Here is a 14820-nt window from a genome sequence, read left to right on the forward strand (position 1 = left end):
TAATCGTTAATTAATCTTCAATTAAAGTTTTTCCTTTTTGTCCAAAGGCTAGTCCGGCTTCGTGATAATTGTAAATAAGTTTGGCAATAGCAAAACGTTCAAGATCGTCATCAAGCTTATTTTTTATAAAATCACGTTCATTTATAAAATTATCGATGGAATATCCAGAAACTTCAGCGTTTGCAAATACACTATGGATATATTTTGGGAGACTTCTCTTAAAGTAATCATTATACAATAATTCTGGCCTGTTAAAATTATCTTCAAAATTTATGGTGTCAAAATATTTTTGCGCATCAAACATAGAAATTTCTCCACCAAACTGCATTTTATTTATAACTTCATCCAAATCAGATCCCTGATAATTCCCGGCTTTGTCTTGATGATCTCTAGGGTAAATTAAATGGAATAAATATTCATATTTTAAAGTCGCATACGTTTGCTCTTTAAAACCTTCGCTTACTTCTGGATGCGCTTTTATATACTCCTCGAGTATTTTCTTTTTCTCATTATAAAACTTACTGTTATCAGTTTTATATTGATCAAAATTGCCCTTAAAAACGCCCCAATTTCCGGTTGCCGTTTCTTTCAATTGCTGAAAGAAATTATAATGAGCCGCATTTTTACCAGAAAAGCTGATTTTATGATTTTTAATTTCCATAAAAATACTGTCTCCGGGAGTAATGTGAAATCGCGTAAAAAGTGGAGGTAAATCTCCTTCTTCAAAAGCTATAAGGTCGATTATTTGAGGTTTATTCAGCTTCTGAAATTCTACATATAGTGAATCGCCAAGATTTTCTTTTTTAATGTTTGATACTTCATTAAATAGACCGGTATGAACTAAAAGATTAAAATAGTTGAAGTTATAGGGAGCATCTGTTTTACCAATTAAAATGGCTTTAGCGTTAGTTGTATCGATTGGTTTGTATTGCAGTGTAGGAATTGTCTCTTCTTCTACGGTAGCACTTTCAGTTAAATTTTTATCTGAATTTTTACAGGAAGTACTAAAAACTATGATTAAAACGATGAGGTAATGATAATTTTTGAAAGACATTTTTAGATTTATTTTATATCTAAAAGTTAGTGTTTTTGTTTGAAAATATGCGATTTCTAATAGATTTTGTTTAATTCTGTTTTTTGTTAAAGAGGCTGATATCAAAATTTACCCCGGCTTAAATAATTTTTTGAAGAAATGTCCTGCTCTTTTTCATAAACTAAATGAAGTAAACTTTAATTTGAGATTATTTGAAGTAGTTTTTCAGGTCGGTTGTGATTGATGAAACCTACCACCATTCAGAATAAAAAATTGGTAAATATCCTTCCTGTATTCTAGAAGCAATATAATGCTTAAGACAAAATCTAAGATGATATGAGAAAGCGCAAAGTATATCTCAAATTCGATATTTAAAATCAGAATATTTTGGCGACTATTATTCAGATTGATATTATAGATTTTTCGAGAATTTTTATTGCGTTCAAACGGTTACAATCGTTTACAAACGAATTTATACGAAAACAATTAGTTTCCAGACGAATAACGCTTTTGCACTGATCTATGTTTGCAGGGTTGAAATGAACTAATGATTTTCAATTACAATTAAATTCTATTGTTATGAGTACTTTACGAAACAGCGTTAAATTGATTGGCCACGTAGGCACACAGCCCGAAATTGTAAATTTAGAATCTGGTAAAAAACTGGCAAAATTCTCTATCGCAACCAACGAATTTTACAAAAATGCCAAAGGAGAAAAAGTTTCTGAAACCCAATGGCATAATTTGGTAGCCTGGGGAAAGACAGCAGATATTGTAGAAAATTATGTGCCCAAGGGAAAAGAGATTGCTGTGGACGGTAAACTTACTAGTAGAAGTTACGAGGATAAAACTGGCAATAAAAGATATATTACTGAGGTTATTTGCAATGAAATTCTTCTATTAGGAAAGTAACTTTGTTTAGAGGTCGAGAATATCAAAAACCTCCGTTTCTTTTGTTAAAGGGAAACGGAGATTTTTCATTTATAGGGCTACCGAAACTTTGAAATAATGCATCAAAATTTTAAATTCTTAATGCATTTGAGCTTCACCGGCACCACTTGGGATTCTAATATCTTCAACAATTTGCTGCACACTTTCTGGAGGAGCAGGAGTAAGTCGTGAAATAACGATAGCCAAGATAAAATTCACCAGCATGGCAACAACACCAAAACCTTCTGGAGATGTGCCAAACCACCATTCACTTTCAGGAAGCGGGTCCATAATCCCTATCAATCCTGTTTTAAACCTGATCATATAAAAAAGCATTAAACTAATTCCGGCGATCATTCCGGTTACAGCTCCCTGGCGATTCATTCGTTTATCAAAGATTCCTAATACTATAGCCGGGAAGAAAGAAGCTGCAGCCAGGCCAAATGCTAATGCGACGACAGCTGCAACAAAACCAGGCGGATAAATTCCGAAGAAACCTGCAACTATAATAGCTACTAAAATGCTAATTCTCGCGATCATAAGTTCCCCCTTATCAGAGATGTTTGGTTTTAATTGCTTTTTAACCAGATCATGAGAAACCGATGTCGAAATCACTAAAAGCAAACCTGCAGCGGTAGATAGCGCAGCAGCCAATCCGCCGGCAGCAACCAAGCCTATTACCCAATTTGGTAATTGAGCAATCTCTGGATTTGCCAATACCATAATGTCTTTATCTACATATAATTCATTCTCAGCAGTACTGGGATTACTAATAATTCGTTCGCCACTTTCACCTCTTTCTTCAGTAAAAACAGGTTTCCCGTTTACAGCATCTGAATTTCGATATTGGATCTTTCCATCATTATTTTTATCGCTCCATGAAATTAATCCCGTATTTTCCCAGTTTTTAAACCAATCGGGCAAATCGGTATAGGCAGTTTCATTTACTGTGGTAATTAAATTTGTTCTGGCAAAAACCGAAACAGCCGGAGCCGTGGTGTACAAAATTGCGATTAGCAATAAAGCATAACCGGCAGATTTTCGTGCATCTTTCACCTTTGGCACCGTAAAAAACCGAACTATAACATGAGGTAACCCCGATGTTCCTGCCATTAACGCAAAAGTAATGGCAAAAATATCCCAGGTAGATTTTGTACCGCTAGTATATTCTTTAAAACCTAATTGTGTATGTAACTGATCTAATTTATCTAAAAGAAATGTACCATCTTCAACGCGTCCACCCATACCTATTTGCGGAAAAGGATTCCCCGTCATTTGTATCGAAATAAAAATGGCAGGAACCATAAATGCAAAAATCAGCACACAATATTGCGCTACCTGCGTATAAGTGATTCCCTTCATTCCGCCTAAAAAAGCAAAAACAAGAACAACCGCCATACCAATTAAAACACCTTTGGTAATATCGACCTGCAAAAACTGAGAGAACACAATTCCTACGCCCCGCATTTGCCCCGCCACATAGGTAAATGAAACAATTAAAGCGCAAATAATGGCAATCGTTCGAGCCGAGTTAGAATAGTAACGGTCCCCGATAAAATCTGGAACTGTAAATTTTCCAAACTTTCTTAGATAGGGTGCAAGTAAAAGTGCGAGAAGCACATAACCACCCGTCCAACCCATAAGATAAACCGAGCCATCGTAACCACTAAAAGAAATAAGACCGGCCATCGAGATAAATGAAGCGGCACTCATCCAATCGGCTGCCGTCGCCATTCCGTTTGCTAAAGGAGAAACGCCTCCACCGGCGATATAAAAATCTTTAGTTGAAGAAGCCCGGGCCCAAATTGCTATACCAAAATATAGCGTAAAACTAATGCCGACTAAAATCCAGGTCCATAATTGAACGTCCATAAATTAAGATGTTAAGAGAAAGTGAGTTGAATTGTTACATTTTTTGATCATTCAGCATAACCATATTTTTTATCCAGTTTATTCATTAAGCGTATATATACGAAAATGAGGATCACGAAAACATAAATAGATCCTTGCTGCGCAAACCAAAATCCCAGCTTAAAGCCTCCAAGTTTAAATTGATTTAGAAAATCTTTGAACAAAATTCCTGCTCCGAAAGAAACAATAAACCATACGCTTAAAAGTATAAACAGATATTTGAGGTTTTCGCGCCAGTATTTTTTTGCGTTATTTTTCAAAATGGATGTGATTATAAATTTTATTAAAATTTAATAAAAAAAATGATATATTTTTTGAAAAATACCTTTTAATTAATATTTATGTATCCTATGCTGTAAGGGTTTATTTCTTTTATGTAATGGCTATACCTTTCTCTATTCATATTTTGGTAATTTTGCAATAAAAATAAAATGGAAAAGAAAGCCAACAGATATCGTCTTCAGTTAGAGACAGTATCTACTCTCAAAGAAGATGTTAAGCATCAAAATATAGAATTTGAATTTGGAAATCACGATGAGATCTTCGGAATTATAGACGCTGTAAAATCTAAAAACCTTTTTGAAACTGAAGCTGAAGCGACCGAATTTGCACTAGGATTAAAATTGTTTAGCGAAGTAATGCTTAAAAATAAAAATCATCCTTTATTTGAAGAGCTTAAACCAGAATTCGCAAAATTCATGAAGAAATTGAAAGCAAGCTAAAAATAGATATTTTGCGCTAAGCGATAGGTATTGGCGTGTGCCTCGATAATAATTTTTATTTCTGGAGAATAGCCACCGCCCATACTGCATTGTACGGGAATTTTTAGATCGTGACAGGTTTGCAATACAAATTGGTCACGTTCTTTACAGCCAGCGATAGAACAAGATAGTCGGCCTAATTTATCGGTTTCCAATATGTCCACTCCGCATAGATAAAAGATAAAGTCGGGTTGTACTTTTTCAATAAGACCGGGCAGCGTGTCCTTTAAAGTTTTTAGATAATATTCGTCTTGTGAACCATCGGGAACTTCAATATCTAAATCTGAAATTTCTTTTCTGAAGGGATAATTTCCTTTCCCGTGCATCGAAAATGTAAAGACTGAATCATCATTCTGAAAAATTTCAGCTGTACCGTTTCCCTGATGCACATCAAGATCAATAATCAGTATTTTTTCAGCCAATTTTTTCTTCTGAAGATATCTCGCAGCAATGGCCTGGTCGTGTAATAGACAAAATGCTTCACCATGATCGCTATAGGCATGGTGTGTGCCACCTGCAATATTCATGGCAATTCCGTTTTCTAGCGCATAATGGCAACCTTCAATTGTTCCACCAGCAATAATAATTTCACGATCCACAAGCTCCTGAGATAGCGGAAATCCCGTTTTTCTAATCGCTCTTTTATCTAAGGTAAGATTGGTTAAATTCTCAACATATTCTTTGGTATGTACCGCCAAAATATCTTCAATGCTCGCCGATTTTGGTTCAAAAAAATGCTGTTCGCCACACGTTCCTTCATGTAAAAGCTGTTTTGGTAACAACTCATATTTTTCCATTGGGAAACGATGGTTTTCCGGTAATGGATGTTTATAAATAGGGTGGAAGGCAATTTTGAGCATAGCGTATTTAAAAAACGGCTGAAGAAAATCTTCAGCCGTAGTTTTTTAATTTATCGTAGCACCATTGGTTACGTCATCTTCATCTGGGTTAACAAAAACCAGTTTGCCTTCAGCATTTTCAGTAAGTAAGATCATTCCCTCACTTTCTACACCTCGTAATTTTCTTGGGGCAAGATTCGCTAGAACCGTTACTTTTTTTCCGATCAATTCTTCGGCTTTAAAATGCTCTGCGATACCAGAAACGATAGTTCGTTTATCCAATCCTGTGTCAACTTTTAAAACCATTAGCTTTTTGGTTTTAGGCATTTTGTTGGCTTCAATGATAGTTCCTACACGAAGATCCATTTTGGTGAAATCTTCAAAAGTTGCAGTGTCTTTTTGTGGTTCTACACTTTCATTGGCCTTCGCATTAGCTGCTTTAGAAGCTTCTAATTTCTGAAGTTGTAATTCGATCTTTTCATCTTCAATTTTAGCGAAAAGTAATTCGGCTTTGCCAATTACATGTCCTGCAGGTAAAAGTGCTTCGCGAGTAGTGATCTTATCCCACTGTGAAAGTTCACCGTCGTTCAGGTTTCTTTCTTCTGCGCTAAACTTTAAAATCTCTTTCAGTTTATTTGAAGTAAAAGGCAAAAATGGTTCACTAAGAGTGGCCAGTGCCGATGCAATTTGTAGCGCGACATACATAATTGTTTTGGTACGCTCTTCATCGGTTTTCACCAGTTTCCAGGGCTCTTCATCAGCTAAATATTTATTTCCTAAACGAGCAAGATTAATTAATTCGCCCTGTGCTTCTCTAAATCTATATTTTTCAATAGAACTGGCAATTACTGCCGGGTATGCTTTTAAAGCTGCAATAGTTTCTTCGTCTACCATAGAATATTCTCCCGGAGTAGGAACTTCTCCATTATAGTATTTATTGGTTAAAACCACTACACGATTAATAAAGTTTCCAAAGATAGCTACTAGCTCATTATTATTTCTAGCCTGAAAATCTTTCCAGGTAAAGTCGTTATCTTTAGCCTCTGGCGCATTTGCTGTTAAGGCGTAACGTAAAACGTCTTGTTGTCCCGGGAAGTCTTGTAGATATTCATGCAACCAAACCGCCCAGTTTTTAGAAGTTGATAGTTTTTTACCTTCTAAATTTAGAAACTCGTTGGCGGGTACGTTTTCTGGCAAAATATAATCTCCGTGTGCTTTTAGCATCACCGGGAAAATTATACAGTGAAAAACGATATTATCTTTCCCAATAAAATGCACCAATTTGGTGTCTTTATCTTTCCAGTATGGTTCCCAGTCTTTGCCTTCGCGCTCTGCCCATTCTTTAGTTGAAGAGATGTAACCAATTGGCGCATCAAACCAAACGTAAAGCACTTTACCTTCCCCACCTTCAACTGGTACAGGAATTCCCCAATCAAGATCTCGAGTTACCGCTCTGGCTCGTAAACCATCATCGATCCAGGATTTTACTTGTCCGTATACATTTGGTTTCCAATCAGATTTGTGGCCTTCAAGAATCCATTCTTTTAACCAACTTTCATATTGATCTAAAGGTAAAAACCAGTGTTTTGTTTCCTTTAAAGTTGGTGTAGCCCCGGTAATAGCCGATTTTGGGTTAATAAGGTCTGTAGCGTTTAGCGAAGTTCCGCAGCTTTCGCACTGGTCGCCATAAGCTTCTTCGTTACCACATTTTGGGCAGGTACCGGTTACAAAACGATCGGCAAGAAATTGTTTTGCTTCAGCATCATAAAGTTGCTCGGTAGTTTCTTCAATAAACTTTCCGTTATCATATAGCTTTTTAAAGAATTCTGAAGCGGTATCGTGATGAATCGGGGCAGAAGTTCTTGAATAATTGTCAAAAGAAATTCCGAAGTTATTAAAAGAATCTTTAATGATTCCGTCATATTTATCTACAATATCCTGCGGAGTAACTCCTTCTTTTTTCGCCTTAATGGTAATAGGTACACCATGTTCGTCGCTACCGCAAACAAAAGCTACATCGTGCCCCTGCATTCTTAGAAATCGGGAATAGATATCTGCCGGGACATAAACTCCCGATAGATGTCCAATATGTATTGGCCCATTAGTGTATGGCAAAGCTGCCGTAATTGTATATCTTTTTGGCGTGTTACTCATTTTCTGTTTTTACTTTTACTCGATAATCGAGATTAACTGCTACAAGGCTTAGCTCGAAATAAAAAATACTTTTTTAATGAATACCTCATGAGCCTGCCTTGAGGTAGTTTACTCGGTTAGCCGAGATTTGATTATTTGACCCCATTTTCTTGGGATATTTATGCTATAAAATTCAACCTTCTTTTTTAAGGACAAATTTTAGGGCGTAAAGGTAAGCAACTGCGTTATAATACGCGTTAAATTCTTGCAAAACACCGTGCCGCCTTTCAATTTGTTTCTAATTTAGTACCTCGATATTGTAAGAAATTCTATTGAATTTTTTACAAATTTCAGAAACTAATCATTTGAATATAAATTGTCCCTTTATCCGGACTGCAAATTTCAGTAAAAACTAATCAAAAATGAAAAAACTACTTCTATTATTCGTGGGATTAAGTCTTGTGGCTTGCGGCGGAAGTAAAAACGCTGCCAAAAACGAACGGTATACCTTAGAATCTCTGCAAAATAAGAGCTACGAACAGGTTTTGGGAATGTACAGTGATGCCAATCCTAAAAATGGTAGCGAAATGATGGAAGAAGAAACAGTAGAGCGCCCTTACACCATTTTATATCCAGAAACCAAAGATGAAATTTTGATTACCTGGAAAGACGAGTCCAGAACTTCGATTTTTGATATTAATTATTCTGAAGATGGTAGATGGAGTTCGGCAAAAGGAATCAAAATAGGAACAACCTACGACGAGCTAACAAAGATTAACGGAAAAGAGGTGAAATTCTACGGATTTGGCTGGGATTATAGTGGCGCTGTAGATTGGAACGGCGGAAAATTAGAAGATTCGAATATCCGTGTGTTTTTAAATCCTGAAGGAGAAATTGCCGATAAATTTTATGGCGACCGAATGATAGAGGCGACACCTGAAGAGATCGAAGCCTTAAATCTAAAGGTTTCTGCAATTATGTATCGCGATTAAGTGTACAGACACTTCAATTATTATACATGATTTTTGAAAATTGACATTAAGATGTTATCGTTACCCTGAATCTGCCTTCTAAGCAGACGGGTTTGCATTCAGGATCTCATGTTTGAAATTTCATACAAACCTGCATGAGATTCCGGATCGCTGTCCGGAATGACGACTTATTATATAAATTTGAATAAAATCCTCAAATAAAAATTAAAAATATGGCTGGTCACAACGAACTTGGTAAAAAGGGAGAAGGGCTGGCCATTGCTTTTTTAGAGGAGAACGGCTATAAGATTTTGGAAAAAAATTATAGATTTCAGAAAGCTGAAGTTGATATTATCGCTTTTAAAGAAAAAATTTTAGTAGGCGTTGAGGTGAAAACTAGAAGCACGGCACATTTTGGAGATCCTCAGGAGTTTGTGAAAACCGGTCAAATTCAGCGATTGGTGATGGCGATGAATCATTATGCTGAAGTGAAAAGCATCGATGCAGAGATTAGATTTGATATTGTTGCTATTATCAAAAATGCTTCTGGAACCCGAATTGAGCATATTGAAGATGCTTTTTTTTACTTCTGAAATTATCTTTTTATAGCAATTAATGATGAATTTAATTACTAGACGTTTATGCTTAAAGCCAATATCAGTTGCGGATATCAAGAAAATTCATGAGTTACATTCTCTGCCAGAAACAGATGAATATAATACATTAGGAATACCAAAATATCTCAAAGAAACTGAGCAGATCGTGCAAAAATGGTTAGCTCAAGACGATTTGATATTTAAAATCGAGTTGAAGGAAGAAAAATCGTTTATCGGCCTTGTCGCATTAAAATTAGGTCATGCAAAATATAAAAAAGCAGAAGTTTGGTATAAATTAGATGCAAAATTCTGGAAAAATGGATACGCTACAGAAGCTTTAAAAAGTGTTTTAGACTTTGGTTTTAATAAATTGAAATTACATAGAATCGAAGCGGGCTGCGCAGTAGAAAATATTGGAAGTATTCGTGTTTTGGAAAAAGTGGGAATGCTTCGAGAGGGTAGAAAGCGAAAAGTGCTACCGCTTAAAAGTGGTTGGTCTGATAATTTTGAATATGCAATTTTAGAAACAGATTTTAAATAATTTTAGCCGATAATCGAGATTAAATGCTTTGAGGCTTTGCTCGAAATAAAGAGGATTTTAAAACCAATGCCTCATGGGTTTACCCAAAGGTAGTTTACTTCTGAATTTTTACAAATTCAAAATTGACATCAAACTCTGAGGTCGAAACGTTGGCTTTTAAAGAATCGTTTTCAATTTTATAAATTATCTTTTTTGGGAATTCATTTGTATCATTTTCAGCTACAAAAAACTCTGGATTTAATTCTGTCAAGATAAATGGTGTAGGGGCTTCGTTTTGTCCTTTTACCTTTAGGATCCATTGTCCGTTTTCTTCAAAAAGCTGTAACTCTTCTTTGAATATGGTATCTTCTTTTAGTAAAGTATAACCAAGCCCGGAATAATACTGATCCTTTTTTTTCCAAATTTCAAAGGTCTCAAAACCTTCTTCTCCATTAACTCTCTCCCAATCGCCAACCAGCCAATCAAAATTTTCACTTTCGTTAGTGCAAGAGAATAAAAAGAGCGAGCAGCAAAAACCCAGAAAGAAGCGTTTCATAGAAAAGAAATTAAGTTGGTAAATTACAAATTTTAAATAAAAAAAGCCTGAAGATATTTTCAGGCTTTTTGTGTAGATTATAAATTTTACCAGATTTTCACACGATTTTCTGGCTTCACATACATTGAGTCTCCTTCTGTAATACTGAAGGCTTCATAAAAAGCATCAATATTTTGTAGCGGTACATACGCTCTATACATTCCTGGAGAGTGAGGATCGGTTTTAATTTTATTCTTTAAAGCTTCATCACGCATTTTAGTACGCCATACAGTCGCCCAAGAAAGGAAAAAACGCTGCTCTGGGGTATATCCATCTATTTTTCCTGGATTACCGTGTTCTTCTAAATGCATTTGTAAACCATCGTAAGCAGCATTTACGCCACCAAGATCACCAATATTTTCGCCTAAAGTAAATTCACCATTAATAAAAGTACTGTCTAAAACTTCAATTGCGCTATACTGATCTGCCAAATCTTTCCCTAAACCTTCAAATTGAGTAAGATCTTCATCTGTCCACCAGTTGTTAAGGTTTCCTTCAGCATCAAAACGAGCACCACTATCATCAAAACCGTGAGAAATTTCATGACCAATTACCGCTCCAATTCCGCCGTAATTTACAGCAGCATCGGCTTTGTAGTCATAGAAAGGTGGCTGTAAAATAGCTGCTGGGAATACAATCTCGTTGTAGCTAGGATTATAGTAAGCGTTCACAGTTTGTGGTGCCATGAACCATTCAGATTTATCTACCGGTTCATCTAGTTTGTCAATATTTTCAGCAACTCTCCATTTGCGAGCATTCATCACATTTTGAAAATATGATCCATCTTCAGAACCTGTAATTTCTAAATCACTGTAATCTTTCCATTCATCTGGATAGCCTACTTTTATGGTAGTAGTTCCTAGCTTTTCGATCGCTTTCTTTTTAGTGTCTTCGCTCATCCAACTAAGATTATTGATTCGCTTTTCATAAGCTTTAATCACGTTAGCGATCATTTCTTGTGCTTTTTCTTTAGCTTCAGGCGGGAAATGTTTTTCAACATATAATTTGCCAAGCGCTTCGCCAACCATAGAATTTACAGTTCCTAGCGCTCTCTCGTTGCGAGGACGTTGTTCTTTTGCTCCACGTAAAGTTTTATAGTAAAATTCCCAGTTTGCAGTCTCGATTTCAGTGGTAAGCATTCCGGCGGCGGCATCAAAAGCAGTCCATGTAAGATAATCTTTCCATGCTTCAACATCCTTTTTAGCTAAAAGGCTTTGCATAGATTTCATGTATTTTGGCTGGGATACAATAATAGTATCTAGTTTTCCTGCTCCAATTTCTTCAAAATAGGTGTTCCAATCGATTGCCGGAACCATTTTTTGAAGTTCAGAAACAGTCATCGGATTATAAGTTTTACGTGCATCACGACGTTCTACTTTATCCAATCTTGGCTCAGCAAGTTTAGTTTCAAATGCTACAACAGATTTTGCAAGCTTTTTAGCGTCATCTTCAGAGTAGTCTAAGAATTGCATCATGCGAGCGATATGCTCTTCATATTTTGCTTTCTTTTCTTTAGAATCTGAATCTTCAGCAACGTAATAATCGCGATCTGGTAAACCGAGGTTTCCAGGATAAAGATAAGCCGCGTTTTCATTACTGTTTTTAGCATCTGCACGTACACCGAATGAGAAAAAACCGGCACCGCCGTATTTAGACATTTCAGTTAAATAAGCTTGTAAATCTTCTTTATTTTCAATTTTATCTACTTTTTCTAGATAAGGCAAAACTGGTTTTACGCCCTGCTCATTACGAGCAACGGTATCCATAATAGTTTTATAAAGATTTACTGCTTTTGCCTGGTCGCTATTCGCCTTAAGATTTGCATCTTTAGAAGCTTCATCTAATAGCGCAAGAGCGTCGTTATCTGTAGTTTCCCTTAATTCCATAAAGCTACCCCAAGAAGTACGATCTCCTGGAATTTCGGTAGAATCTAACCATGTTCCATTTACGTATCTAAAGAAGTCTTTTTTAGGACTCGTTGTAGTATCCATGTAGGCAACGTTAATCCCGTGGATCTCAACTTTTTCAGGCTCGGTAGATTTATCTTCATTTTGGCAGCCGATCATGGCAGCACCAATTAAAGATAAACAAACCGCATTTGTTATTTTTTTCATTTTCATGTTGATTGTTTACAAAATTGTGGCTAATGTAATAAAACAGACGCGTTTTTGTAGGTAATGTTACAAACCGAAAGAAATATTTACTCGATAATCGAGATTAAATGCTATGAGTCTTGCCTCGAAATAAGAAGTTTACTGTTGTTTTTTTAAGGTTTCTAATAGCTTAGAATCAATATCCTTTTTTATATCCACTATTTCGGGCACATTTTCGTTAGGTATTTCTATAGAAAGCACATAATGGGCAATTTTCCAGCTGCCATTTTCATACCGCATCACTCCAGATCCACGGCAAATACCCATGTGTGTATCAAGAAGCTCATCGAACCACGCAATTCCTTTTTTATCTTCAAGATAAATATTCCTTTCTACAGATTTAAAACTCCATGCCCGTCCTTTATCAAAATGTGGTTTTGAGTATGCCTTGAACTCGTTTTTATTCCAATTCTCGGTTGCATCGGTACCAATAAAAATGGCATCCTCTGTAAGCAAGTTAAAATAATTTTGAAAATTAGCTTCAGCAGCGGCTTCGTGCCAAGTGTCGATAGTCTGGCTAATTTCGTTTTTAGCTTGTTCTTTATTAGATTGATAGGGCATCGTTTGTGATGATGCTAATAGTGATATAAAGCAAAAGCTGAAGAAAAGTAATGTGTGTTTCATGAAATTTATTTTTGCTGAAGATACAATAAATCTCAAGTTTTAATTCTGAATGGCTCTTAGGCTATCGCGTTTTTCAGCTTGTCTTTTTCTGTTTTCTTCAACCAATCGATCTAATTCGGCTTCAAAATCCTCAATATTTTCAATGAATAATTCGTTCAACTGAATATTAAGATTGTGGAATTCCATAGGAATTTCTATGCCAACTTCTTTAATCTCTTCAGGATTTAATTCTTGTAAATGTGATTTTTGTTCCAAGACGTTGGCTTTTGTCGAGAGTACGCGCAATCTGGCTAATACAGGTTTTGATTCTAAAGAACTAGGAATAGTGCGTTGAAGTTCTTCCATTAGCTGCGCTATTGCCGAAGATTTATCGATGAGTTTGTTTACCGATGTGTTTTTCAGATTTTCAATTTCGCTTAAAGCGGCCACGTAAGCTACCCACTTCGTAGTTTCCTCTTTCGCTTTAGCGTCTAGTACCGTATTTTGAACAGGAATATTGAACTCTTCTGTAAAAGCTGCGCTTTCCCGAACATTTTCTTCAGGCTTTTGCTTTTCCGAATTTTGGGCGCAAGAGACTAAAAAGATTAATATTATACCGAAAATCAGTGGCTTCATTATTAATTTTTAATAGTACAAATGTAAATGATTAAAATGCTATAGCCATAATTTTTCTCTATTCTTAAAAAGAACATAATTTTTTAGCTTGATAAAACGTTTTAGTAAAATGTATTCTCAATAAATAAGTATATTTGCAGAAAATTATTAAGTGTATGCCCACAAATATCTTAGTTATTGGAGCTAGCGGCCAGATAGGAACAGAGCTTACTTTAAAACTTCGTGAACTCCATGGAAATACAGCAGTAATTGCCAGCGACATTCGCGAGGGAAGTGAGGAGCTTATGTCTAGCGGACCTTTTGAAATTGCAAATGCAATGGATTTTGATGCAATTGAGGGGTTAGTTGATCGTTACAATATAGAGGTCGTTTATCTTATGGCGGCAATGCTTAGCGCTACGGGTGAAAAAGTACCTATGAAAGCATGGGAATTAAATATGGATTCTTTATTTCATGTATTGAATCTGGCAAGAGATAAAAAGATTAAAAGAGTTTTCTGGCCTTCCAGTATCGCCGTATTTGGACATTCTACTCCCAAAGAGCAGACACCACAAACAACGATTATGGAACCCACTACCGTTTATGGAATAAGTAAACAAACAGGGGAGCGCTGGTGTAGTTATTATCATAAAAAGTATGGTGTAGATGTGCGCAGTATTCGATATCCGGGAATAATTAGTTATAAAACCTTACCCGGTGGCGGTACCACAGATTATGCGGTAGAAATTTTTCACGAAGCCCTACAAAATGGAAAATATACATCTTTCTTATCTAAGGAAACCTCCTTGCCTATGATGTACATGGATGATGCGATAAAGTCAACAATTGATATTATGGATGCACCTTCTAAAGCAATTAGGGTGCGTTCTTCTTATAATCTATCGGCTATGAGTTTTACTCCTGCAATTTTAGCGGAAGAAATCAAAAAGCATATTCCGGAATTTGAAATTAGTTATGAGCCAGATTTTAGACAAGATATAGCAGATAGTTGGCCCTCAAGTATAGATGATACTGAAGCAAGAAAGGATTGGAACTGGAGTCCTAATTTTGATATCGCTGAGTTGACCAATGCGATGTTTAGAGGAATCAAGTCGCAATTAGTTAGCAAGTAATAGTTTCAGGTAAATATAAAAAACAAA

15 protein-coding genes are annotated in these 14820 nt (G+C 35.9%); 6 read left to right on the forward strand and 9 right to left on the reverse strand.

What is annotated here, in order from left to right; translation table 11 throughout:
• Positions 1 to 10: 10 nt before the first annotated feature.
• The gene (locus tag PBT89_RS01090) at positions 11 to 1054 is read right to left on the reverse strand and encodes a hypothetical protein (RefSeq protein WP_270063020.1); all 1044 of its coding nucleotides are present in this window, start codon (positions 1052 to 1054) and stop codon (positions 11 to 13) included.
• 558 nt (positions 1055 to 1612) lie between these two features.
• Between PBT89_RS01090 and PBT89_RS01095 the strand changes: the two genes are divergently transcribed.
• Positions 1613 to 1945: a single-stranded DNA-binding protein gene (locus PBT89_RS01095; RefSeq protein ID WP_270063021.1), complete on the forward strand. Its 333-nt coding sequence runs from the start codon at positions 1613 to 1615 to the stop codon at positions 1943 to 1945.
• A 117-nt stretch (positions 1946 to 2062) separates the two neighbouring features.
• Here PBT89_RS01095 and PBT89_RS01100 read toward each other — a convergent pair whose 3' ends face one another.
• Positions 2063 to 3835, reverse strand: a complete 1773-nt coding sequence (locus PBT89_RS01100) for a sodium:solute symporter family protein (RefSeq protein WP_270063022.1) — start codon at positions 3833 to 3835, stop codon at positions 2063 to 2065.
• Positions 3836 to 3882: 47 nt separating this feature from the next.
• On the reverse strand, positions 3883 to 4137 hold the full coding sequence (locus PBT89_RS01105) for a DUF4212 domain-containing protein (protein ID WP_270064286.1): 255 nt from the start codon (positions 4135 to 4137) through the stop codon (positions 3883 to 3885).
• Between the two features lie 168 nt (positions 4138 to 4305).
• On the opposite strand from PBT89_RS01105, the gene PBT89_RS01110 reads away from it, so the two are divergent.
• Positions 4306 to 4596: a DUF3861 domain-containing protein gene (locus PBT89_RS01110; RefSeq protein WP_270063023.1), complete on the forward strand. Its 291-nt coding sequence runs from the start codon at positions 4306 to 4308 to the stop codon at positions 4594 to 4596.
• On the opposite strand, the gene PBT89_RS01115 is transcribed toward PBT89_RS01110, so the two are convergent.
• Positions 4593 to 5495 carry a histone deacetylase family protein gene (locus PBT89_RS01115; RefSeq protein ID WP_270063024.1) on the reverse strand — a complete coding sequence of 301 codons (903 nt, stop codon included), beginning with the start codon at positions 5493 to 5495 and terminating at the stop codon, positions 4593 to 4595. The two genes, PBT89_RS01110 and PBT89_RS01115, sit on opposite strands and share 4 nt — an antisense overlap.
• A 45-nt stretch (positions 5496 to 5540) precedes the next feature.
• Entirely contained in the window at positions 5541 to 7628 is a 2088-nt protein-coding gene (metG, locus tag PBT89_RS01120) for a methionine--tRNA ligase (protein WP_270063025.1), read from the reverse strand.
• A gap of 401 nt (positions 7629 to 8029) precedes the next feature.
• On the opposite strand from metG, the gene PBT89_RS01125 reads away from it, so the two are divergent.
• The 3 genes from PBT89_RS01125 to PBT89_RS01135 all read left to right on the forward strand — a co-directional run bounded on the left by PBT89_RS01125 (position 8030) and on the right by PBT89_RS01135 (position 9715).
• The gene (locus PBT89_RS01125; protein WP_270063026.1) at positions 8030 to 8599 is read left to right on the forward strand and encodes a hypothetical protein; all 570 of its coding nucleotides are present in this window, start codon (positions 8030 to 8032) and stop codon (positions 8597 to 8599) included.
• Positions 8600 to 8811: 212 nt separating this feature from the next.
• Positions 8812 to 9171, forward strand: a complete 360-nt coding sequence (locus tag PBT89_RS01130) for a YraN family protein (protein ID WP_270063027.1) — start codon at positions 8812 to 8814, stop codon at positions 9169 to 9171.
• A gap of 22 nt (positions 9172 to 9193) precedes the next feature.
• A complete protein-coding gene (locus PBT89_RS01135) occupies positions 9194 to 9715 on the forward strand; it encodes a GNAT family N-acetyltransferase (protein WP_333474143.1) in 522 nt (173 codons plus the stop codon).
• A 94-nt stretch (positions 9716 to 9809) separates the two neighbouring features.
• Here PBT89_RS01135 and PBT89_RS01140 read toward each other — a convergent pair whose 3' ends face one another.
• From PBT89_RS01140 to PBT89_RS01155, 4 genes are all read right to left on the reverse strand, one after another.
• Positions 9810 to 10250, reverse strand: a complete 441-nt coding sequence (locus tag PBT89_RS01140; RefSeq protein ID WP_270063028.1) for a DUF6265 family protein — start codon at positions 10248 to 10250, stop codon at positions 9810 to 9812.
• A gap of 86 nt (positions 10251 to 10336) precedes the next feature.
• On the reverse strand, positions 10337 to 12403 hold the full coding sequence (locus PBT89_RS01145; protein ID WP_270063029.1) for a M13 family metallopeptidase: 2067 nt from the start codon (positions 12401 to 12403) through the stop codon (positions 10337 to 10339).
• Positions 12404 to 12541: 138 nt separating this feature from the next.
• A complete protein-coding gene (locus PBT89_RS01150) occupies positions 12542 to 13066 on the reverse strand; it encodes a nuclear transport factor 2 family protein (RefSeq protein ID WP_270063030.1) in 525 nt (174 codons plus the stop codon).
• Positions 13067 to 13105: 39 nt separating this feature from the next.
• Positions 13106 to 13681 (reverse strand): hypothetical protein, encoded by a 576-nt coding sequence (locus tag PBT89_RS01155; protein WP_270063031.1) that lies wholly within the window; start codon positions 13679 to 13681, stop codon positions 13106 to 13108.
• Between the two features lie 155 nt (positions 13682 to 13836).
• Between PBT89_RS01155 and PBT89_RS01160 the strand changes: the two genes are divergently transcribed.
• Positions 13837 to 14793: an NAD-dependent epimerase/dehydratase family protein gene (locus PBT89_RS01160; RefSeq protein ID WP_270063032.1), complete on the forward strand. Its 957-nt coding sequence runs from the start codon at positions 13837 to 13839 to the stop codon at positions 14791 to 14793.
• The last annotated feature ends 27 nt before the right edge of the window (positions 14794 to 14820 follow it).

Origin of the sequence: Zunongwangia sp. HRR-M8, assembly GCF_027594405.1 — a bacterium.
GTDB lineage: Bacteria > Bacteroidota > Bacteroidia > Flavobacteriales > Flavobacteriaceae > Zunongwangia.